Raw genomic sequence first — 20,083 nt, 5'->3', positions numbered from 1 at the left:
CGATTTACGCTCCACGCTTCCTTCCCACACTCGGTCACCCTCATGCAGTTGCGCTTCACTTCATTTGCCGTGATCAACTTATGGCGGGACTTCCACCCGCAGGAATGCGCCCATGCTGGGCGCACACGAAAAAAAAGCAGCCCGAAGGCTGCTTTCTTTCGCGGGATACGCGGCGCGGCTCAGTGCCGGCTGCGGATCTTCGCCAGACGCTGGATCGCCTCGAGCTGCGCCATCGCGGTCGCGAGCTCGGATTGCGCCTTCGCGAGGTCGAGATCCGACTTCGCGTTCTGCAGCGTTTCCTCGGCACGCTTGCGTGCTTCCTCGGCTTTCGCCGCGTCGAGGTCCTTGCCGCGGATCGCGGTATCGGCGAGCACCGTCACGGCGCCCGGCTGCACTTCGAGAATGCCGCCCGCGACGAACACGAATTCGTCGTTGCCGCCCTCGACTTCGATGCGCACCGCACCCGGACGAATCCGCGTGATCAGCGGCGTGTGGCCCGGCAGAATGCCCAGCTCACCCGTTTCGCCCGGCAGCGCGACGAATTTCGCCTCGCCCGAGAAGATCTGCTCTTCCGCGCTGACGACGTCTACTTTGATGGTTGCCATATCGACTCCTGTCGACGAGTGCGAACGCCTCGCGGCGCCAGCCCTCGTCCCATGCACGGCGGATTGAGCGTGTTGCGTCGGCGCGACCGGCCGGGATTATCAGTCCGACTGCTAATCCCGACTAGGACGCGCCGTGCGACTCACCCGATCCTTACGAGATCTTCTTGGCCTTTTCGAAGGCTTCGTCGATCGTGCCGACCATGTAGAACGCCTGTTCCGGCAGGTGGTCGCACTCGCCGTCGACGATCATCTTGAAGCCGCGGATCGTTTCCTTCAGCGGCACGTACTTGCCCGGCGAGCCCGTGAACACTTCAGCAACGTGGAACGGCTGCGACAGGAAACGCTGGATCTTACGCGCACGTGCGACCGACAGCTTGTCTTCCGGCGACAGTTCGTCCATGCCCAGAATCGCGATGATGTCGCGCAGTTCCTTGTAGCGCTGCAGCGTCTGCTGAACGCGACGCGTGATCGTGTAGTGCTCTTCACCGATCACGTTCGGGTCGATCTGGCGCGACGTCGAGTCGAGCGGGTCGACCGCCGGGTAGATACCCAGCGAAGCGATGTCACGCGACAGAACGACGGTTGCGTCCAGGTGGCCGAAGGTCGTAGCCGGCGACGGGTCGGTCAAGTCATCCGCAGGGACGTACACGGCCTGGACCGACGTAATCGAGCCCTTCTTGGTCGACGTGATGCGCTCTTGCAGCTTGCCCATTTCTTCAGCCAGCGTCGGCTGATAGCCCACTGCCGACGGCATACGGCCGAGCAGTGCCGACACTTCGGTACCGGCCAGCGTGAAACGGTAGATGTTGTCGACGAAGAACAGCACGTCGAGGCCTTCGTCACGGAAGTGCTCGGCCATCGTCAGGCCGGTCAGCGCGACGCGCAGACGGTTGCCCGGCGGCTCGTTCATCTGGCCGTACACCAGCGCGACCTTGTCGAGAACGTTCGAGTCCTTCATTTCGTGGTAGAAGTCGTTCCCTTCACGGGTACGCTCGCCCACGCCCGCGAACACGGAGTAACCACCGTGTTCCTTCGCGATGTTGTTGATGAGCTCCATCATGTTGACGGTCTTGCCCACGCCAGCACCGCCGAACAGGCCAACCTTGCCGCCCTTTGCGAACGGGCAGATCAGGTCGATAACCTTGATACCCGTTTCGAGCAGTTCGGTCGACGGCGACAGTTCGTCGAACGCCGGAGCCTTCTGGTGGATCGAACGCGTCGTTTCGCTTTCGATCGGGCCAGCTTCGTCGATCGGACGGCCGAGCACGTCCATGATTCGGCCGAGGGTCGGCTTGCCGACCGGCACCGAAATCGGCTTTGCCGTGTTCTTCACGGTCAGGCCGCGGCGCAGGCCGTCGGATGCACCCAGACAGATGGTACGGACAACGCCGTCGCCCAGCTGCTGCTGGACTTCGAGGGTCAGTTCCGAGCCATCGAGAATGAGCGCGTCGTAGATCTTCGGCATGCTGTCGCGCGGGAATTCCACGTCGATAACGGCGCCGATGCACTGTACGATCTTGCCTTCTACCAAAGCAGCAGTACTCATCGCTTTTCCTTTAAATACCTGATTCTTTACTCGCGCAAAGGCGCAGTTGTCGTCCCGGGCGCGCGCTTAAACAGCGGCTGCGCCGCCGACGATCTCCGACAGTTCTTTCGTGATCGCGGCCTGACGGCTCTTGTTGTACACGAGCTGCAGTTCGCTGATCACCGTCTTCGCGTTGTCGGACGCGGCCTTCATCGCGACCATGCGCGCCGATTGCTCGGACGCCATGTTTTCCGCGACGGCCTGGTACACCAGCGCCTCGACGTAACGCACGAGCAGTTCGTCGACGACTGCCTGCGCGTCCGGCTCGTAGATGTAGTCCCACGACGTGGCCGGCGTACCGTCATCGGCTTCGAAGTGTTCCGACGACAGCGGCAGCAACTGCTCGATCACGGCTTCCTGCTTCATCGTGTTGACGAAGCGCGTGTAAGCGATATAAACCGCCGACAGCTTGCCTTCCGAGTACAGATCGAGCTGCGTCTTCACGGCGCCGATCAGCTTGTCCAGATGCGGGGTGTCGCCGAGGTGCACGACCTGCGACATCACCTTCGCGCCGAAGCGGTTCAGGAACCCGAGGCCCTTGCTACCGATCGCGGTGGCTTCGACCTTCTGGCCCTTCTCTTCCAGCTCCTTGAACTTCTGCACCGTCGCACGCAGCACGTTGGTGTTCAGACCACCGCACAGCCCCTTGTCCGTCGTGACAAGGATGATGCCGGCCGTCGTCGCGCCTTCGTTCGCCACCATGAACGGGTGGCGGTACTCCGGGTTCGCGCGGCTCATGTGCGCGGCGATGGCACGGACCTTGTCCGCATACGGACGAGCGGCGCGCATGCGTTCCTGCGCGCGGCGCATCTTCGATGCGGCCACCATCTCCATCGCCTTCGTGATCTTGCGCGTGTTCTGCACGCTCTTGATCTTGCCGCGAATTTCCTTCATTCCAGCCATAGCTTGCTCCTTGACCGAAGCGGCGCGGGCGCATCAGCACCCGCGCGGCCTCAGTGTGTCACTCGCGGATCAATAGGCACCGGACTTCTTGAAGGATTCGATCGCCGAGCGCAGTGCGCCTTCGTCGTCCTTCGAGAGATCCTTGGTGTCTTCGATGCGCTTGATGAGGTCAGCGTGGCTGGTCTTCAGGTTTTCGCGCAGGCCCTTCTCGAACGACAGCACTTGCTTGACGTCGAGGTCGTCGAGGTAGCCGTTGTTTGCGGCGTACAGCGACACGGCCAGTTCCCAGACCTGCAGCGGCTGGTACTGCGGCTGCTTCAGCAGTTCCGTCACGCGGCGGCCGCGCTCGAGTTGCTTGCGGGTCGCTTCGTCGAGGTCCGATGCGAACTGGGCGAATGCCGCCAGTTCACGATACTGCGCGAGGTCGGTACGGATACCGCCCGACAGCTTCTTCACGACCTTCGTCTGAGCGGCGCCACCGACTCGCGACACCGACACGCCGGCGTTGATTGCCGGGCGGATGCCTGCGTTGAACAGGTCGGTTTCCAGGAAGATCTGGCCGTCGGTAATCGAGATCACGTTCGTCGGAACGAACGCGGTCACGTCGCCAGCCTGCGTTTCGATGACCGGCAGTGCCGTCAGCGAACCGCTCTTGCCCTTCACTTCGCCGTTGGTGAACTTCTCGACATACTCTTCCGACACGCGAGCAGCACGCTCGAGCAGACGCGAGTGGAGATAGAACACGTCACCCGGGTACGCTTCACGGCCCGGCGGGCGGCGCAGCAGCAGCGAGATCTGACGGTATGCCCAGGCTTGCTTGGTCAAGTCGTCATAGATGATCAGCGCATCTTGGCCGCGGTCGCGGAAGTATTCGCCCATCGTGCAGCCAGCGTACGGTGCGAGGTACTGCATCGCTGCCGAATCCGAAGCCGAAGCGGCGACGACGATCGTGTATTCCATCGCGCCCGTTTCTTCGAGCTTGCGAACCACGTTCATGATCGACGAAGCCTTCTGGCCGATCGCGACGTAGATACAGATCAGGTCCTTGCCCTTCTGGTTGATGATCGCGTCGAGCGCCACCGCGGTCTTGCCGCACTGACGGTCGCCGATGATCAGCTCACGCTGGCCACGGCCGATCGGCACCATTGCGTCGATCGACTTGATGCCCGTCTGCACCGGCTGCGACACCGACTTACGCCAGATCACGCCCGGGGCGATCTTTTCGATCGCGTCGGTCAGCTTGGCGTTGACCGGGCCCTTGCCGTCGATCGGGTTGCCGAGCGCATCGACCACACGGCCGACGAGTTCCGGACCAACCGGGACTTCGAGAATGCGGCCCGTCGTCTTGACGATGTCGCCTTCCGAGATGTGTTCGTATTCGCCGAGAATCACCGCGCCGACCGAGTCGCGCTCGAGGTTCAGCGCGAGGCCGAACGTGTTGCCCGGAAACTCGAGCATTTCGCCCTGCATCACGTCCGACAGGCCGTGGATACGCACGATACCGTCGGTCACGGAGATCACGGTGCCCTGGTTGCGAACGTCTGCGCTCGCTTCAAGGCCCTGGATCCGGCTCTTGATCAGCTCGCTGATCTCAGAGGGATTGAGTTGCATTATTCGCTCCTGATAGTCAATTCTGTTGCGTGCCGGCGTGGCGCTCAGGCGGTCAACGCAGCCTGCATCGATGCGAGGCGCGCGCGAACCGAGGTGTCGAGCACTTCGTCGCCGACCGTCACGCGCACGCCGCCAATCAGCGACGAATCGACTGCGACCGTCGGTTTCAGCTTGCGCTTGAACTTGCGTTCGAGGCCCGAGACGAGACTCTCGAGATCCGTGCCGTTCAGCGGGAACGCGCTCACGATCTCGGCGTCGGCTGCACCTTCACGTTCGTTCTTGAGCGCCTCGAACTGCTCGGCGATTTCCGGCAGCAGCGCGATGCGATGATTGTCGACCAGCATCTGCACGAAGTTCTTCGCTTCGGCGCCAGCTCCGAGCGGCGACTTCACCGCAGCAAGCAGCAACTCGGCTACTTGCGTGCGCGTCACCTTCGGGCTCGACGCGACCGACAGGACTTCCGGCAGACGCGCAACCTGGGCCAGCTCTTGCACGAGCGTGGACCAGGCGGCGATGTCACCGCCCTCGGCCACGCGGAACAGCGCTTCTGCGTAAGGGCGGGCGATGGTTGCAAGTTCGGCCATGATCAGAGCTCGGCTTTCAGTTGATTCAGCAGTTGGGCGTGGGCCGTTTGATCGACTTCGCGCTTCAGGATCTGCTCGGCGCCCTTCACGGCCAGCGTAGCGACTTCGCCACGCAGCGCTTCGCGCGCCTTCACGATTTGCTGTTCTGCTTCCGCCTTCGCCTGGGCGATGATGCGGGCGGCTTCAGCCTGGGCGTTGGCCTTGATTTCCTCGGCGACCGCCTGGGCACGCTTTTCAGCGTCGGCGATGCGTTGCTGGCCGTCATTGCGGGCCTGCGCGAGTTCCTGGTCCACGCGCTTGTGCGCTGCGTCGAGTTCTGCCTTGCCCTTCTCGGCGGCGGCGAGGCCGTCGGCGATCTTCTTCGAACGTTCGTCGAGGGCGTTGATCAACGGCGGCCACACGAATTTCATCGTGAACCACGCGAGGACCAGGAACACGACCATTTGCGCAAACAGAGTTGCGTTGAGATTCACGGTGTTTCCTTATCTGCTATTCCGGAAAAATGAAACGGTAAGGCGCTCATCGAGTTGCATTCGATCAGCGCCCCAAGTCTCCGTTCCGCCCTGCGCCGGCTCACGCCGGACGCAAATTTCCGTGGAACCTTAGCCTGCGACGAGCTTCGACAGGAGCGGGTTCGCGAACGCGAACAGCATTGCAACACCCACGCCGATCAGGAATGCCGCGTCGATCAGACCAGCCAGCAGGAACATCTTCGTTTGCAGCGGGTTGATGAGTTCCGGCTGACGTGCGCAGGCTTCGATGTACTTACCACCCATCAGCGCGATACCGATACAGGCGCCGATTGCACCCAGGCCGATGATGATGCCGATACCGATGGCGGTCAGACCCTGGATGTTGGCGATGTAAGCTTGCATGATCACTCCTTTGTGAAAAGACTTGGAACTGAGATTTAAAAAACTAAAACGGAAACTCTTTCTTGCACGCCGCGCTTAGTGCTTGTCGTGCGCCTGGCCGAGATACACCAGCGTCAGCATCATGAAAATGAATGCCTGCAACAGAACAATCAGAATGTGGAAGATTGCCCAGACGCTACCCGCGATCACATGACCAACGAAGCCGAGGAACGTTGCGTCGCCACCGAAGCTCCACATGCTGCCGAGCAGGGCGATCAACAGGAACAACAGCTCACCCGCGTACATGTTGCCGAACAACCGCATACCGAGAGAGACGGTCTTCGCGAGATATTCGACGATGTTGAGCGCGAGGTTCGGGATCCACAGCAGCGGGTGGGCGCCAAACGGTGCCGACAGCAGCTCATGCACAAAGCCGCCCGCGCCCTTGATCTTGATGCTGTAGTAGATCATCAGGACGAACACGCCGAGCGCGATGCCGAGCGTGCCGTTCAGGTCGGCCGTCGGGACGATGCGATGGTGGGAAATCACGTCCGACAGACCGAGCAGGCCGATCACGCGGCCCGGCAGGTCGACCGGGAGGAAGTCGAGGGAGTTCATCAGCGCGACCCACACGAACACCGTGAGTGCGAGCGGAGCGATGAAGGTACGATTGCCGTGAACGATGGCCTTCGATTGGTCTTCGACCATCTCGACGAGCATCTCGATCGCGCACTGGAAACGGCCCGGCACGCCCGACGTCGCCTTGCGGGCAGCCAGACGCAGCAGGAGGATCGTCACGATGCCGCAAACGATCGACCAGAACAGCGTGTCGAGATTCCAGACGTGGATGTCGAAAATCGACGTCTGATGCGAGGTGGAGAAATTCTGCAAGTGGTGCGCAATGTACTCGGACGGATCCGGACCGCGCGTGCCTTCGCTAGCTGCCATATCGTTAATGCCACCCAAATTGTCGAAAATCGTTTTGCCCATTCCGCAACACGCTATTGCGGGAACGGGCTGGTGCGGTTCGTTGTCGAAACCGCACGCTGCTTGTTCCTTACCGCCAGGCCAGCGCGATCCAGTACGTCTTCAGCACGACGAGGTACGTGACGAGGAACGGCACCCAGTGCACGCCGGACCAGCCGAACGCCACTGCAGTGAACATCCCGATCGTCAGAGCGAGCTTCAGGGCTTCGCCCATCACCCAGCTCATCACGGTGGCCGAGCCACCTGCCTTCAGTCGTGCCACGAAAACCGCACTGGGCACCCAGCCAATCGCTCCGCCCAGAAACGCGGATTGCGCAGCGGCACCCGGCGACTTTGAAAACAGCCACCACGCCAGCGTTGCAACCAGGGACAGAACCACTTGCGCGAGTACCACCTTATAGGGGGTCACGCGCGAGGGCTTGCTCACGTTCGGGCCGAACAGCTTTTCGGCTTCTACCCGTGTGAGCGGAACGATGTTGTTATCTTGCTGCTCGGCATCCCAGTCATCATCGAATTCGCGCCGCTCGCCAGCCGCTGAAGCGGTGCGTTGCGTGCGCTGATCATCGTGCCTGTCGTCCGGCGCCTGACCCGCCATCGCAATCTTCCGCAAAATCCTTGAATCCGGCCCCAAGCTTTCTGAAAGCTTTCAGGGGTGCCTAGCTAACAAATCCGGGCGATTGTAAGCGATAGTTGCAAGTGATTCAAGGCTTTAGACGCGACAAAAACCTGCGTAAAACGACGCCTCATCATGTGAAAAAACGGGCGATTCGACGACGTACGATGACAGTTGTAAGGTCGCTTTTTTGCACCGGCATTTCTTGCTCGAAAAAGTCCGGCGACGAGGGAATGGCGAGGAAACGATGCCCGGCGCGGGCGCCGGCGGGGCGGCACGATCACCACCCAGGAGCCACGCTGTGACGAGGCCCCGGGCTTGAGCCCAGCACCCAACCCCGAACAGGCGAAACACTGAGATCACCCGACCACGCCGAATGCACGAAATCCGGGCCGACGCCGATGCAGCGAATTATCCAATCAGTTGTCATGCCACCACAGTCGATCGACTGTGGATTGCGGCACTTATCAACAACCCCGCACCAGCGCGAATGCTGTGCGCCCTCCCCGCCACCCGAATGGCACGCCTGTGCCACGCGCACCTGCATCGTTCAACCGTGAACGAGCAGCCATGCGCCGAGTGCTGCGCTGGCGAGCGCGAACGGAATCGAGACCAGGTGGAACGGCAGCCACATGCGCGGCTCCTTCGCGAGACGCACCGCAATCAGGTTCGCCAGCGAGCCGATCGCGAAACCGAATCCGCCGACCGATACGCCGAACGCGAGCGCACGCCAGTCATGCGTGAACTCCGACAGCAGGATCGCGGCCGGCACGTTGCTGATGCCCTGCGACAGCACGGCACCGGCCGCAAAGATGCGCAGCGGTGAATCGAGATTCGCATGCGCAATCGCGTCATGGATGAAGGGCAGCGCAGCCGCGCTGCGCAGCACGACGAACATCAGCACGAAGATCAGCAGCAGCAGCCAGTCGATCTTCAGGACTGCGTCACGTTTGACGACGAGCAGCACGATCGCGACGGCAAGCAGGCCCGGCAGCGGATGGTGCGCATCGGCGAGCAGCACGAAGGCCGCGAACAGCGCCGCCGCGATCAGCGCGTGCGTGCGTTGTACGGGAATGGCGACGACGTCGCCGGACAGGTCGAGCGGTTTCGCGCGAAACGCGCACGCGGTCAGCACGAGCAGCAGCGCCATCAGCGCGATCGCGAGCGGCCCGAGCGTGATCACGAAACGGCCGAACGACACGCCGCTCAATTGCCACAGGAAAAGATTCTGGGGATTGCCGAGCGGCGTCGCGACGGACCCCGCGTTGACGGCCAGCGCGACGACGATCACGAGCCGCCGGAACGGCAGTGGTGTCAGCGCACGCAGCGACACCATCAGCGGCACGACGACGAACAGCGCGACATCGTTGGTGAGCCACATCGACAGCAGCGCGGCGAACCCGACGAGCAGCATCGCGAGCCCGCGTTCGGAGTGCACGTGATGCACGATGCGGTGTGCGAGCCACATCAGGCAGCCGGACAACTCGAGCGCCTTGGTCAGCATCAGCAGGCCCGCGAGCGTCGCAACCGTCTGCCAGTCGACACGATCGGCCAATACGGAAAATGGTTGCGGACGCACCCATTGCAGCACAATCAGCCCAAGCACAAGCACCGATAGCACGGGCTCCTGCGCAAGCCACCCCAACCACCGGCGCGGCGCCGGTGCGCCCGTCTCCGCCATGCGCCGCCCTTTACTCTTCGGTTGCGACGTTGCCGCGCAGTCGCACGAGAATGCCTTCGAGTGCGTCGAGGTTGCCGAAGTCGATCGTCACCTGCCCTCGCCCGCGGCGGCCGAGCTTGATCTTCACCGTCGACGCGAGCAGGTCGGACAACTCCTCCTCGAGACGGCGCGTATCGCGACCGCCATCGTCCTTCGCACGCGCCTTCACGGCCGGCACTTCCTTCGTCGTGTGCGCGACGAGCTTCTCGGTCTCACGCACCGACATGCGCTTGTTGACGACCTGATGGGCAAGCGTGATCTGCGTGGCCGCATCGACGGCGAGCAGCGCGCGCGCATGCCCCATGTCGAGATCACCGGCCAGCAGCATCGTCTGTACCGGCGAAGCCAGGTTCAGCAGACGCAGCAGGTTCGATACCGCGCTGCGCGAGCGGCCGACCGATTCGGCCGCCTGTTCGTGCGTGAAACCGAACTCGTCGAGCAGGCGCTGGATACCGTGCGCTTCTTCAAGCGGGTTCAGATCCTCGCGCTGGATGTTCTCGATCAGCGCCATCGCCGCGGCAGCCTGATCCGATACGTCCTTCACGAGCACCGGCACTTCATCGAGGCCCGCCAGGCGCGCCGCGCGGAAACGGCGCTCGCCGGCGATGATCTCGTATTTGTCTGATGAAATAGGCCGTACCAGGATCGGCTGCATCACGCCCTGTGCGCGAATGCTTGCCGCGAGCTCCTGCAGGCTGCCTTCGTCCATCCGCGTGCGCGGCTGGTACTTGCCGGCTTGCAGCTTGCCGAGCGCGAGCGTGTTCGGTGCCCCTTCGATCTTCACCGCTTCGGTGATATCGGCACTGCCGCCGAGCAGCGCTTCGAGGCCACGTCCCAAGCCCTTCTTCTTTGGTACCGCGTTCATGTCTTTCTTCCTCGCTTCGCTCATGTCCGTATCACGACACCTCGAACGCACGCACGCGCTCGATCATCTCGGCACCGAACTGGATATACGCCTGCGCACCGCGCGAGCTGCGATCGAACACGACGCCCGGCAACCCGTAACTCGGCGCTTCCGCCAAACGCACGTTGCGCGGAATCACCGCGTCGAACACCTTGTCGCCGAAGTGCGCTTTCAGTTGATCGGAGACTTGCTGCTGCAACGTGATGCGCGGATCGAACATCACGCGCAGCAAGCCGATGATCTTCAGGTCGCGATTCATGTTCGCGTGAACCTGCTTGATCGTGTTGACGAGGTCCGACAACCCTTCCAGTGCGAAGTACTCGCACTGCATCGGAATCACGACGCCGTGCGCCGCGCACAGCCCGTTCAGCGTCAGCAGCGACAGCGTCGGCGGACAGTCGATCAGCACGAAGTCGTAGTCGTCGGACACGCGCTCGAGCGCAGCCTTCAGCCGGCGCTCGCGGTTGTCGATGCTGATCAGTTCGATCTCGGCACCGGACAGCTCGCGATTCGCGGGCAGCACGTCGTAAGTGACGCCGTCCGGACGGATGCGCGCGTCGGTCACCGACACGCCGTCGACCAGCACCTCGTACACGGTCGCTTCGCAAGCAGCCTTGTCGATCCCGCTGCCCATCGTCGCGTTACCCTGCGGGTCGAGATCGATCAGCAGGACTCGTTGCTCCTGCGCTGCAAGGCTCGCGGCGAGATTGACCGATGTCGTCGTCTTGCCGACGCCCCCCTTCTGGTTCGCAACGCAGAAGATCTTTGCCATCGTTGGTGTGTTCCCTTTACCTTCAAACAAACGGCGCGCTACTGCGCGCCTGCCCTTCAATTCGCCTCGTCGACGGCCACTTCGATCAGATGCCGTTCGGCATCGAGCATCGGCACCGCCAGCCGTATCGTCTGCTTCACGCGGCTGCCTTCCGGCAATCGCGCAATCTCGTCGTCCGGATGCACGCCCTTCATCGCCCAGATCGATCCGCCCGGCGCGACCAGATGTCGAGCAAGTTTAACGAAGTCGGATAGATCCGCGAAAGCGCGGGATACGATCATGTCGAATTTTTCCGGCACTTCGACACCCGGTTGCAGCGACTCGACCCGACCGGTGACCACCGACAGGTTCGCGAGCTTCAGCTCCGCACGCATCTGAGTCTGGAATGCAGACTTCTTCTGCACGATATCGTTCAGCGTGATCTGCCAGTCCGGCTCGACGATCGCCAGCACGATACCGGGCAACCCGCCGCCCGAGCCCACGTCGAGCACGCGGGCTGATGCACGGCCACGCAGATGTGTGACGATGGAGAGCGAATCGAGGATGTGCTGGATCAGCATCTGCTTCGGGTCGCGGATCGCGGTCAGGTTGTAGACCGCGTTCCACTTGCCGAGCAGCGCGACATAGTCGAGCAGCTGGTTGCGTTGTGCATCCGTCAGGGTGAGGTCGAGCGCCGTCGTGCCTTCGACGAGCATCTGTTCCAGTACGTCCCGATTAACCGCCGGCGCGCGACGCGCCGTCATTGTTGCGTCGGGACGGCGCCGTCCCCCTGCTCCGTTGCCTCTGCGGCAGTGCCATTACGGCGACCCAGGCCGCGGCGCTTCAGGTGCACCATCAGCAGCGAGATCGCTGCCGGCGTGACACCCGAGATGCGCGACGCCTGCCCGATCGTCTCCGGCCGGAACTCGTTGAGCTTCTGGCTCACCTCGAACGACAGGCCGCGGACTTCGCGGTAATCGATACCGTCCGGCAGGCGCGTGTTCTCGTTCGCGTCGTTGCGTTCGATCTCGGAGGCCTGGCGCTCGATATAGCCCTGATACTTGATGCCGATCTCGACCTGCTCCTTGATCTGCTCGAGCATCACCGGATCGTCGGCCAGCGGCTCTGCGGGGCCGCACTCGCCGCCCTTCAGTCCACACACGCCGTCGTAGCTGATACCCGGGCGGCGCAGCAGCTCGGCGAGGCTGTATTCGTGATCGATCGCCTTGCCGAGGAGCGCGGTCGCCTCTTCTGCCGGCAACGTCTTCGGCGTGACCCACGTCGACTTCAGGCGTTCGGTTTCACGTGAAACAGCGTCGCGCTTCCGGCTGAATGCGTCCCAGCGCGCGTCGTCGACGAGCCCCAGTTCGCGGCCGATCTCGGTCAGGCGCATGTCGGCATTGTCTTCACGCAGGCTCAGGCGATACTCGGCGCGGCTCGTGAACATCCGGTACGGCTCGGCAACGCCACGCGTCACGAGATCGTCGACCAGCACGCCAAGGTAGGCCTGGTCGCGGCGCGGGCACCATGCGTCCTTCTCCTGCACGTAGCGGCCCGCATTGAGGCCGGCCAGCAGACCCTGCGCGGCCGCTTCTTCATAGCCGGTCGTCCCGTTGATCTGGCCCGCAAAGAACAGACCGTTGATCGCCTTCGTCTCGAGCGACGCCTTCAGCGCACGCGGGTCGAAGTAGTCGTACTCGATCGCGTAGCCGGGGCGCAGGATATGCGCGTTCTCAAGGCCGCGCATCGAGTGCACGAGCTCGAGCTGGACGTCGAACGGCAGGCTCGTCGAGATCCCGTTCGGGTAGAACTCGTTGGTCGTCAGCCCTTCCGGTTCCAGGAAGATCTGGTGCGATTCCTTCGATGCGAACCGGTGAATCTTGTCCTCGATCGACGGGCAATAGCGCGGCCCGACGCCTTCGATCACGCCTGTATACATAGGTGAACGGTCGAGACCGCCACGAATGATGTCGTGCGTGCGCTCGTTCGTGTGCGTGACCCAGCACGGCAGCTGCTGCGGATGCTGCTCCGCTCGGCCCAGGAACGAGAAGACCGGGATCGGATCGAGATCGCCCGGCTGTTCGGTCAGCTGCGAGAAATCGATCGAGCGGCCGTCGATACGCGGCGGCGTACCGGTCTTCAGGCGGCCCTGCGGCAGCTTCAGCTCCTTCAGGCGCGACGACAGCGACACGGCCGCCGGATCGCCCGCCCGACCGCCCGTGTAGTTGTTCAGGCCGACGTGGATCTTGCCGTCGAGGAACGTACCGGCAGTCAGCACGACCGCGCGGGCGCGGAAGCGGATGCCGATCTGCGTGACGGCACCCACCACCCGGTCGCCTTCGACCATCAGGTCGTCGACGGCCTGCTGGAACAGCCAGAGGTTCGGCTGGTTCTCGAGCCGGTGGCGGATCGCGGCCTTGTACAGGATGCGGTCGGCCTGCGCACGCGTCGCGCGCACGGCCGGCCCCTTCGACGAATTGAGGATCCGGAACTGGATACCGCTCTCGTCCGTTGCGGCCGCCATTGCGCCGCCCAGCGCATCGACTTCCTTGACCAGATGGCCCTTGCCAATGCCGCCGATCGACGGATTGCAGCTCATCTGCCCAAGCGTTTCGATGTTGTGGGTCAGCAGCAGTGTCTTTGCGCCCATGCGGGCGGACGCCAGCGCCGCTTCGGTGCCGGCATGACCGCCACCGACGACGATGACGTCAAATTCTGTGGGAAAAAGCATGGTGGATTCCGTACGCAGGGCTGCGCACGAACCTATCTGAGAAATGTATGGGGCGAATTATAGCGGGTTCGCTTTTCACCCGAATGCCGTCCGAATGGTAGGGTCTGTGCATTTCGTCGATTTTTCGACGTTGGACCGAGGAATCTGTGGTTCCGCGCCCACGCCTGCGATGCTTCCGGCCCGCCCGCCGCACATCGTTGCGCCTGTGCAGAGATCCATTTGTCGGGAAATTTCACGTGGAACATATAACGCGTTCGAGGCCTGCGTCCCGCCCAACACTCAGACGAAACACCCTGTGCCCCCTCTTCCTCACAGAATTTCCGTCGGTTCGCTCGACACTTATCCCCTGTGACCTGGCACATCATCGAACTGTGGAACGAGTGGACGCCAACTCCGAACGACAAACCGGATCGCCATCTGCACTGTGGTGGATCCCTCCACCCGCCGCCACCGCACAGATCTTTTGATTGCTCCTCCGGTACTTATCCCCTGGTTGTTAACCGCCGACGCTTGAAGTCAGATCTCGACCCCAAAACAAAAGCGGCGTGTTTCACGTGAAACACGCCGCCCGTTCCTCGCCAACCGCGCCACCGATCAAGCCGTTTTCTTCGCCAACCCGAGGTAGGTTTCGATCACGCGCGGATTCTGTGCGAGGTCGGCTGCCTGCCCTTCCAGCGCAAATTCGCCCGTCTCCAGCACGTAGCCATAGTCGGAGATCTGCAGCGCCGCCCGCGCGTTCTGCTCGATCAGCAGCGTCGCCACACCCGTACCGCGCAACGCACTGATGATATGAAAGATCTCCTTCACGATCAGCGGCGCCAGCCCGAGGCTCGGCTCGTCGAGCATCAGCAGGTCGGGCTTGCCCATCAGCGCGCGGCCGACTGCGAGCATCTGCCGCTCGCCGCCGGACAGCGTGCCGGCCGCCTGCTTGCGCCGCTCCTTCAGCCGAGGAAACAGCGCGAACACGTGATCGAGCTGGTCGAGAAAGTTCGCTTCACCGGCCAGCTTGCGCCGATACGCGCCCAGCACGAGGTTGTCTTCAACCGTCATCGTGCTGAACAGCTCACGCTTTTCCGGCACGAGGCACATCCCGCGTGCGACGCGCTGCTCGACCGGCAATGCACCGACATCGTGACCGCGATACACGACCGCGCCCGACGCATGCCCGGTCACCGGCAGCGCGCCCATGATCGCGTTCAGCAGCGTCGACTTGCCGGCCCCATTCGGCCCGATCACGCTGACAATCTGCCCTGCTCCGACCTTGATCGCCGCGCCTTGCAGCGCCTCCACCTTCCCGTACCGGACCGCCAGCCCGCGCACGTCGAGAATCGGCATCGTCGTGTCCGTCATCACTCCACCCCGCCCAGATACGCTTCGAGCACCGCCGGATCCTGCTGCACGTCCTGCGGCAGCCCTTCCGCGATCCGCGTGCCGAATTCCATCACCACCAGCCGGTCGGTGAGATTCATCACGAAATCCATGTCGTGTTCCACGAGCAACACGCTCATGCCTTCCGCCTTCAGCCGCCGCAGCAGGTCGGCGAGTTGCTGCTTCTCCTGGTAACGCAGCCCGGCGGCCGGCTCGTCGAGCAGCAGCAGCGTCGGGTCGCAGCACAGCGCCCGTGCGATTTCGAGAATCCGCTGCTGGCCCAGCGCGAGGCTGCCCGCTTCGTCGTACATATGCTTTTCGAGTCCGACGCGGCGAATCTGCCGTGTGGCCTCGGCCAGCAACTGCGCTTCCTCGTGGGCATTGAGCCGCGCGACGCTGCGCCACACGCCCGTACGGCCGCGCAGGTGCGCACCGATTGCGACGTTCTCGAGCACCGTCATCGCCGGCAATAGCTTCACGTGCTGGAACGTCCGGCCGATGCCGCGGCGGACGATCTGGCGCGATGTGAGCCCGTCGATGCGCTCGCCACGGAACGTGATCGTGCCGCCCGTCGGCTTCAGCACGCCCGTCACGAGGTTGAACGTGGTCGACTTGCCGGCGCCGTTCGGGCCGATCAGCCCGATGATCTGCCCCGCTTTCACGTCGAAGCTGACGTCGTTGACGGCCACGAGCCCGCCGAACTGCTTGCGCGCGTTGTCGACGACGAGCAGCGGCTCGCCGGCCGCAGGCTTCGGGCGTTGCGGCAACGGATCGGCGTGCTCGGGCACATGGGCACGCGGCCCGCGCGGGAACAGCCTGGCGACGAACGGCCACACACCCTGGCGCGCGTACTGCAGCAGCAGCACCATCAGCACGCCGAACACGATGATCTCGAAGTTGCCTTCCGAACCGAGCAGCTTCGGCAGCAGCGTCTGCAGGTAGTCCTGCAGCACGGTGAGGATCGCCGCGCCGAGCACGGCGCCCCACACGTGCGACACGCCGCCCACCACGGCCATGAACAGGAACTCGATCCCGTGGTTCAGCCCGAACGGTGTCGGGTTCACCGCACGCTGCAGGTGTGCGTAAAGGAAGCCCGAGATGGCCGCGAGCACGGCTGCATAGACGAAGATCACGACGCGCATCCAGGCCGTGTTCACGCCCATCGCCTCGGCCATCACGCCGCCGCCGCGCAGCGCGCGGATCGCGCGGCCCGGGCGGCTGTTCAGCAGGTTCTGCACCGACACGATCGCGGCCAGCACGACGGCCCAGATCAGGAAGTACAGGCTACGGCCGCTCCCGAGTTCGATACCGAACAGGTTCAGTGCCGGAATCCCGTTGATCCCGTCGTACTTGCCGAGCAGTTCGAGGTTGCCGAACAGGTAGAACAGCGCGAGGCCCCACGCGATCGTGCCGAGCGGCAGGAAGTGGCCGGACAGCCGCATCGTGACCGCGCCGAGCACGAGCGCGACGAGCGCCGTCAGCACGACGCCGACGATCAGCGCGAACCACGGTGACACGCCGTAGCGCGTCGTCAGGAGCGCGGTCGCATAGGCGCCGATGCCGACGAACGCGGCCTGCCCGAAGCTCGTCATTCCGCCGACGCCCGTGAGCAGCACCAGCCCGATCGCGACGATCGCGTAGAGGCCGATGTAGTTCAGCAGCGTGATCCAGTATTCAGGCACCTGCAGCGCGCCGGGCAGCACCGGCAGCGCGAACAGCACCACGAGAAACACCCAGAAGGTCTTGTTGCGCACCATCGTCTTCATCGTGTCACTCCTCTTCCTCTTCCGTGTGCGGCGTGGCGAAGCTCCGCCACAGCAGCACCGGAATGATCAGCGTGAACACGATCACCTCCTTGTAGGCGCTCGCCCAGAACGACGAATACGATTCGAGCACGCCGACGAGCAGCGAGCCGGCGGCCGCGAGCGGATAGCTGACGAGCCCGCCGATGATCGCGCCGACGAACCCCTTCAGGCCGATCAGGAAGCCCGAGTCGTAGTAGATCGTCGTCAGCGGGCCGACGAGAATCCCGGACAGCACGCCGAGCCCCGCCGCGAACGTGAACGCGAGCCGCCCGGCCTCGGTCGTGCCGATGCCGACGAGCCGCGCGCCGAGCCGGTTCACCGACGTCGCGCGCAGCGCCTTGCCGGCGATCGTGCGGCCGAAGTACACGTACAGCGCGCCGATCAGCACGAGCGCCGTCACGACGACCAGGATGCTCTGCACCGACACGGTCATGCTGCCGATCGACAGCGACGCATCCGAGAAGCCGTTGGTGCGCGAACCTTCCGCGCCGAACATCACGAGCCCGAGGCCGACCATCGCGAAGTGGACGGCCACCGATACGATCAGCAGCAGCAGCGTCGTGCCTTCCGCGATCGGCTGGTAGACGAGCCGGTAGACGAACGGCCCCATCGGCACGACGATCGCGAGCGTCAGTGCGATCTGCGCAAGCATCGGCAGCGGCTGCACGGCAAAGCTGCGCGTGATCGCGAACACCGCGAGCGGCAGCAGGACGTAGCGGCTGCCGAGTGTCGCGAGCGTGCGGCCGAGCTGATGGCGCCGTTCGCGATGCCGGATCAGGCCGCCGACTTCGAGCAGGAAGCACGCGATGCCCATCACGAACAGCAGCCAGCAGGTGGCGGGAAATTTCTGCGCCTGCAACGCGGCAAGCGTCAGCGCACCGTAGGCGACGAATTCGCCCTGGGGAATGAAGATCACCCGCGTGACGGAAAACACCAGCACGAGCGCCAGCGACAGCAATGCATATATGGCGCCGGTCGTGATGCCGTCTTGCGCGAGGATCGCTGCAATCGAGAGATCCATACGTTTCGTGTATCGAGAATGCTGCGGAGAAACGAACGACGGGACGGCCGGGGCGCGGACGGCAAGGTCGACGCATCGGGCGCCATGCAGGCGGCCCCGGCGGTTCCAGACGGCATGGTCGCGGGGCCGTCAGGCCCGCCGCCCTGCCGACGGCATGCACGGCGCCATTCGCGCCGCGCACGCCGGTTTCACGTGATGCTTACTCGGCCTGCAGCTTCCACTTGCCGTCGACGATCTGCACCATCACGCGCGCACGCGTGTCGAAGCCGTTGTGGTCGGTCGGCGTCATGTTGATCACGCCGTGCGACACGGGCAGGTCCTTCACGTTCTCGATCGACGCGCGCAGCGCCTCGCGGAACGCCTCGGTGCCCGGCTGGCCCTTCTTCAGTGCTTCCGGAATCGCACGCTGCAGCAACAGCCCCGCGTCCCACGCATGGCCGCCGAACGTCGCCAGCGAGCCCGCGCCGTACGCCTTCTCGTACGCGGCCTTGTAGCCGAGCGCCGGCTTCTTCACCGGGTTCGAATCGGGCAGCTGGTCGGTCACGAGCACGGGGCCGGCCGGCAGGATCTCGCCTTCGCAATCCTTGCCGCACACTCGCAGGAAGTCGTTGTTCGCGACGCCGTGCGTCTGATACACCTTGCCCTTGTAGCCGCGCTCCTTCAGCGTCTTCGCCGGCAGCGCCGCCGGCGTGCCCGAGCCGGCGATCAGCACCGCATCCGGATTCGAGCCCATCAGCTTCAGCACCTGCCCCATCACCGACGCGTCGGTGCGGTTGTAGCGCTCGTTCGACACCACCTTCAGGCCGTTCTTCGCGGCCGCCCCGTTGAACGTGTTGTACCAGCTGTCGCCGTACGCATCGGCAAAGCCGATGAAGCCGACCGTCTTCACGCCGTGCTTCGCCATGTAGCCGGCGATCGCGTCGGCCATCAGCTGGTCGTTCTGCGGCACCTTGAACATCCATGCGCGTTTCGCGTCCATCGGGGAGATGATCTGGGCGCTCGCCGCAAGCGAGATCGTCGGCGTCTTGCCCTGCGACACGGGGTCGAGCATCGCGAGCGAGTTCGGGGTGACGGACGAGCCGATGATCGCGTCGACGTGATCTTCATCGATCAGTTTGCGCACGTTCTGCACCGCGCGGCTCGTGTCGGATGCGTCGTCGAGCACGATGTACTGCACGCTCTTGCCGGCGATTTCCTTCGGCAGCAGCGCGATCGTGTTCTTTTCCGGAATCCCGAGCGACGCGGCCGGCCCGGTGGCAGACAGCGTCACGCCGATCTTCACCTGCGCCGACGCCGTCGCCGCCGCACACACGAGGCCCGCGGCGAGCACGGCCTCCATCCATCGATTCATCTTCATTTACGTTGTCTCCAAACGCTGCTCGAAAAAGCCACGGGTCGCTCGGGCGGCTCCCGGTCCCCAAACAAGTTAATAATTTAACTATCTCGCCTTGCCACGCCTACGCTCGTTTTCCCGTGAAACGCCACACCCGCAACGACACCCGGACGGCACCGCGCGCGGACGCACCGGCCCGCGGTCGAAACGGTCGTTCGACCGTCACGATGCGCAGCAGCGGTGTCGTCTGGATGAAGAAAGCGGAGAAAGGCGGAATCGTGCGGGCAATCGATGCATGCGCAACGATCAAGGAAAGACACGTCGGCCCGGCCTGATGCGGCCAGGCTCGCGAGCGGCGCATGATCGGGAAGCCGGTTGCTCATGCCAATGCGGACGCGGATGCGAATATCGATACGGATGCACATGCAACGACCGGCGATGACGCCGGAACGCGCCTACAGGCCGCAGAACGGCTCGGGAAGGCCGCGGTGACAGCAGCCCAACCCCACGACGAACGAACGGCACCTGCCGCCCTTCCTGCCCCGATCCATCGTCCTGCGCTGCTCATCCAACCGTACTCCCTCTTCTGCATTCTGCTTGTAGGAGAACTGCCGACCGATTTTCCCGACCGCTCGGTCGGCGAAAGCTGAGTGTAACGGACGCGTTTTGCGCACGCCAACCGGGTTAGCCCGAACGGCCAGCGTACGG

General features: G+C 63.7%; 19 protein-coding genes. 1 reads left to right on the top strand and 18 read right to left on the bottom strand.

Translation table 11 applies throughout. From position 1 onward, the window contains the following. Positions 1 to 179: 179 nt before the first annotated feature. From CFB82_RS00590 to CFB82_RS00500, 18 genes are all read right to left on the bottom strand, one after another. Complete coding sequence (locus CFB82_RS00590) at positions 180 to 605, bottom strand: F0F1 ATP synthase subunit epsilon (protein ID WP_006477288.1); 426 nt, start codon at positions 603 to 605, stop codon at positions 180 to 182. Positions 606 to 756: 151 nt separating this feature from the next. Then, positions 757 to 2,151, bottom strand: coding sequence for a F0F1 ATP synthase subunit beta (gene atpD / locus CFB82_RS00585; protein WP_069246775.1), 1,395 nt, complete (start codon positions 2,149 to 2,151; stop codon positions 757 to 759). Positions 2,152 to 2,217: 66 nt separating this feature from the next. Beyond that, positions 2,218 to 3,093, bottom strand: coding sequence for a F0F1 ATP synthase subunit gamma (gene atpG, locus CFB82_RS00580; protein ID WP_069246774.1), 876 nt, complete (start codon positions 3,091 to 3,093; stop codon positions 2,218 to 2,220). Between the two features lie 69 nt (positions 3,094 to 3,162). Then, positions 3,163 to 4,704 carry a F0F1 ATP synthase subunit alpha gene (gene atpA / locus CFB82_RS00575; protein WP_021160444.1) on the bottom strand — a complete coding sequence of 514 codons (1,542 nt, stop codon included), beginning with the start codon at positions 4,702 to 4,704 and terminating at the stop codon, positions 3,163 to 3,165. 44 nt (positions 4,705 to 4,748) lie between these two features. Continuing rightward, on the bottom strand, positions 4,749 to 5,288 hold the full coding sequence (locus CFB82_RS00570) for a F0F1 ATP synthase subunit delta (RefSeq protein WP_069246773.1): 540 nt from the start codon (positions 5,286 to 5,288) through the stop codon (positions 4,749 to 4,751). Between the two features lie 2 nt (positions 5,289 to 5,290). Next, a complete protein-coding gene (locus CFB82_RS00565; protein WP_039351436.1) occupies positions 5,291 to 5,761 on the bottom strand; it encodes a F0F1 ATP synthase subunit B in 471 nt (156 codons plus the stop codon). A gap of 129 nt (positions 5,762 to 5,890) precedes the next feature. Further along, on the bottom strand, positions 5,891 to 6,163 hold the full coding sequence (atpE, locus tag CFB82_RS00560; RefSeq protein WP_021160442.1) for a F0F1 ATP synthase subunit C: 273 nt from the start codon (positions 6,161 to 6,163) through the stop codon (positions 5,891 to 5,893). Positions 6,164 to 6,238: 75 nt separating this feature from the next. Beyond that, positions 6,239 to 7,090: a F0F1 ATP synthase subunit A gene (atpB, locus tag CFB82_RS00555; protein ID WP_039351439.1), complete on the bottom strand. Its 852-nt coding sequence runs from the start codon at positions 7,088 to 7,090 to the stop codon at positions 6,239 to 6,241. 109 nt (positions 7,091 to 7,199) lie between these two features. Then, the gene (locus tag CFB82_RS00550) at positions 7,200 to 7,724 is read right to left on the bottom strand and encodes an ATP synthase subunit I (RefSeq protein ID WP_069246772.1); all 525 of its coding nucleotides are present in this window, start codon (positions 7,722 to 7,724) and stop codon (positions 7,200 to 7,202) included. 568 nt (positions 7,725 to 8,292) lie between these two features. Next, a complete protein-coding gene (locus CFB82_RS00540) occupies positions 8,293 to 9,423 on the bottom strand; it encodes an SLC13 family permease (protein WP_089483181.1) in 1,131 nt (376 codons plus the stop codon). Between the two features lie 10 nt (positions 9,424 to 9,433). Further along, positions 9,434 to 10,327: a ParB/RepB/Spo0J family partition protein gene (locus CFB82_RS00535; RefSeq protein ID WP_069249192.1), complete on the bottom strand. Its 894-nt coding sequence runs from the start codon at positions 10,325 to 10,327 to the stop codon at positions 9,434 to 9,436. Positions 10,328 to 10,358: 31 nt separating this feature from the next. Next, positions 10,359 to 11,138: a ParA family protein gene (locus tag CFB82_RS00530; RefSeq protein ID WP_069246770.1), complete on the bottom strand. Its 780-nt coding sequence runs from the start codon at positions 11,136 to 11,138 to the stop codon at positions 10,359 to 10,361. A gap of 56 nt (positions 11,139 to 11,194) precedes the next feature. After that, positions 11,195 to 11,881, bottom strand: coding sequence for a 16S rRNA (guanine(527)-N(7))-methyltransferase RsmG (gene rsmG / locus CFB82_RS00525; protein ID WP_089483180.1), 687 nt, complete (start codon positions 11,879 to 11,881; stop codon positions 11,195 to 11,197). Further along, entirely contained in the window at positions 11,878 to 13,848 is a 1,971-nt protein-coding gene (gene mnmG / locus CFB82_RS00520; protein ID WP_089483179.1) for a tRNA uridine-5-carboxymethylaminomethyl(34) synthesis enzyme MnmG, read from the bottom strand. Before mnmG ends, rsmG begins: the two co-directional genes overlap by 4 nt. Positions 13,849 to 14,442: 594 nt before the next feature. Beyond that, positions 14,443 to 15,198: an ABC transporter ATP-binding protein gene (locus CFB82_RS00515; RefSeq protein ID WP_089483178.1), complete on the bottom strand. Its 756-nt coding sequence runs from the start codon at positions 15,196 to 15,198 to the stop codon at positions 14,443 to 14,445. Next, positions 15,198 to 16,982: a branched-chain amino acid ABC transporter ATP-binding protein/permease gene (locus tag CFB82_RS00510; protein WP_089483177.1), complete on the bottom strand. Its 1,785-nt coding sequence runs from the start codon at positions 16,980 to 16,982 to the stop codon at positions 15,198 to 15,200. The genes CFB82_RS00515 and CFB82_RS00510 overlap by 1 nt, the downstream gene beginning before the upstream one ends. A gap of 4 nt (positions 16,983 to 16,986) precedes the next feature. Further along, the gene (locus CFB82_RS00505) at positions 16,987 to 18,042 is read right to left on the bottom strand and encodes a branched-chain amino acid ABC transporter permease (protein ID WP_089483176.1); all 1,056 of its coding nucleotides are present in this window, start codon (positions 18,040 to 18,042) and stop codon (positions 16,987 to 16,989) included. Positions 18,043 to 18,241: 199 nt separating this feature from the next. Next, entirely contained in the window at positions 18,242 to 19,399 is a 1,158-nt protein-coding gene (locus tag CFB82_RS00500; RefSeq protein WP_089483175.1) for an ABC transporter substrate-binding protein, read from the bottom strand. Between the two features lie 335 nt (positions 19,400 to 19,734). On the opposite strand from CFB82_RS00500, the gene CFB82_RS00495 reads away from it, so the two are divergent. After that, a complete protein-coding gene (locus CFB82_RS00495) occupies positions 19,735 to 20,025 on the top strand; it encodes a hypothetical protein (protein ID WP_089483174.1) in 291 nt (96 codons plus the stop codon). The last annotated feature ends 58 nt before the right edge of the window (positions 20,026 to 20,083 follow it).

The sequence above is a fragment of the Burkholderia sp. HI2714 genome (assembly GCF_002223085.1).
Classification (GTDB): Bacteria; Pseudomonadota; Gammaproteobacteria; order Burkholderiales; family Burkholderiaceae; genus Burkholderia; species Burkholderia lata_D.
The sequence above is the reverse complement of the archived record's forward strand: the minus strand, read 5'-3'. Positions and strand labels throughout refer to the sequence as shown.

Excerpts from the sequence above, each read along its gene's own strand:
- CFB82_RS00590 (WP_006477288.1), bottom strand. The coding sequence starts at position 605 with ATGGCAACCATCAAAGTAGACGTCGTCAGCGCGGAAGAGCAGATCTTC.
- atpD (WP_069246775.1), bottom strand. The coding sequence starts at position 2,151 with ATGAGTACTGCTGCTTTGGTAGAAGGCAAGATCGTACAGTGCATCGGC.
- atpG (WP_069246774.1), bottom strand. The coding sequence starts at position 3,093 with ATGGCTGGAATGAAGGAAATTCGCGGCAAGATCAAGAGCGTGCAGAAC.
- atpA (WP_021160444.1), bottom strand. The coding sequence starts at position 4,704 with ATGCAACTCAATCCCTCTGAGATCAGCGAGCTGATCAAGAGCCGGATC.
- CFB82_RS00570 (WP_069246773.1), bottom strand. The coding sequence starts at position 5,288 with ATGGCCGAACTTGCAACCATCGCCCGCCCTTACGCAGAAGCGCTGTTC.
- atpE (WP_021160442.1), bottom strand. The coding sequence starts at position 6,163 with ATGCAAGCTTACATCGCCAACATCCAGGGTCTGACCGCCATCGGTATC.
- atpB (WP_039351439.1), bottom strand. The coding sequence starts at position 7,090 with ATGGCAGCTAGCGAAGGCACGCGCGGTCCGGATCCGTCCGAGTACATT.
- CFB82_RS00550 (WP_069246772.1), bottom strand. The coding sequence starts at position 7,724 with ATGGCGGGTCAGGCGCCGGACGACAGGCACGATGATCAGCGCACGCAA.
- CFB82_RS00540 (WP_089483181.1), bottom strand. The coding sequence starts at position 9,423 with ATGGCGGAGACGGGCGCACCGGCGCCGCGCCGGTGGTTGGGGTGGCTT.
- CFB82_RS00535 (WP_069249192.1), bottom strand. The coding sequence starts at position 10,327 with ATGAACGCGGTACCAAAGAAGAAGGGCTTGGGACGTGGCCTCGAAGCG.
- CFB82_RS00530 (WP_069246770.1), bottom strand. The coding sequence starts at position 11,138 with ATGGCAAAGATCTTCTGCGTTGCGAACCAGAAGGGGGGCGTCGGCAAG.
- rsmG (WP_089483180.1), bottom strand. The coding sequence starts at position 11,881 with ATGACGGCGCGTCGCGCGCCGGCGGTTAATCGGGACGTACTGGAACAG.
- mnmG (WP_089483179.1), bottom strand. The coding sequence starts at position 13,848 with ATGCTTTTTCCCACAGAATTTGACGTCATCGTCGTCGGTGGCGGTCAT.
- CFB82_RS00515 (WP_089483178.1), bottom strand. The coding sequence starts at position 15,198 with ATGACGGACACGACGATGCCGATTCTCGACGTGCGCGGGCTGGCGGTC.
- CFB82_RS00510 (WP_089483177.1), bottom strand. The coding sequence starts at position 16,982 with ATGAAGACGATGGTGCGCAACAAGACCTTCTGGGTGTTTCTCGTGGTG.
- CFB82_RS00505 (WP_089483176.1), bottom strand. The coding sequence starts at position 18,042 with ATGGATCTCTCGATTGCAGCGATCCTCGCGCAAGACGGCATCACGACC.
- CFB82_RS00500 (WP_089483175.1), bottom strand. The coding sequence starts at position 19,399 with ATGAAGATGAATCGATGGATGGAGGCCGTGCTCGCCGCGGGCCTCGTG.
- CFB82_RS00495 (WP_089483174.1), top strand. The coding sequence starts at position 19,735 with ATGATCGGGAAGCCGGTTGCTCATGCCAATGCGGACGCGGATGCGAAT.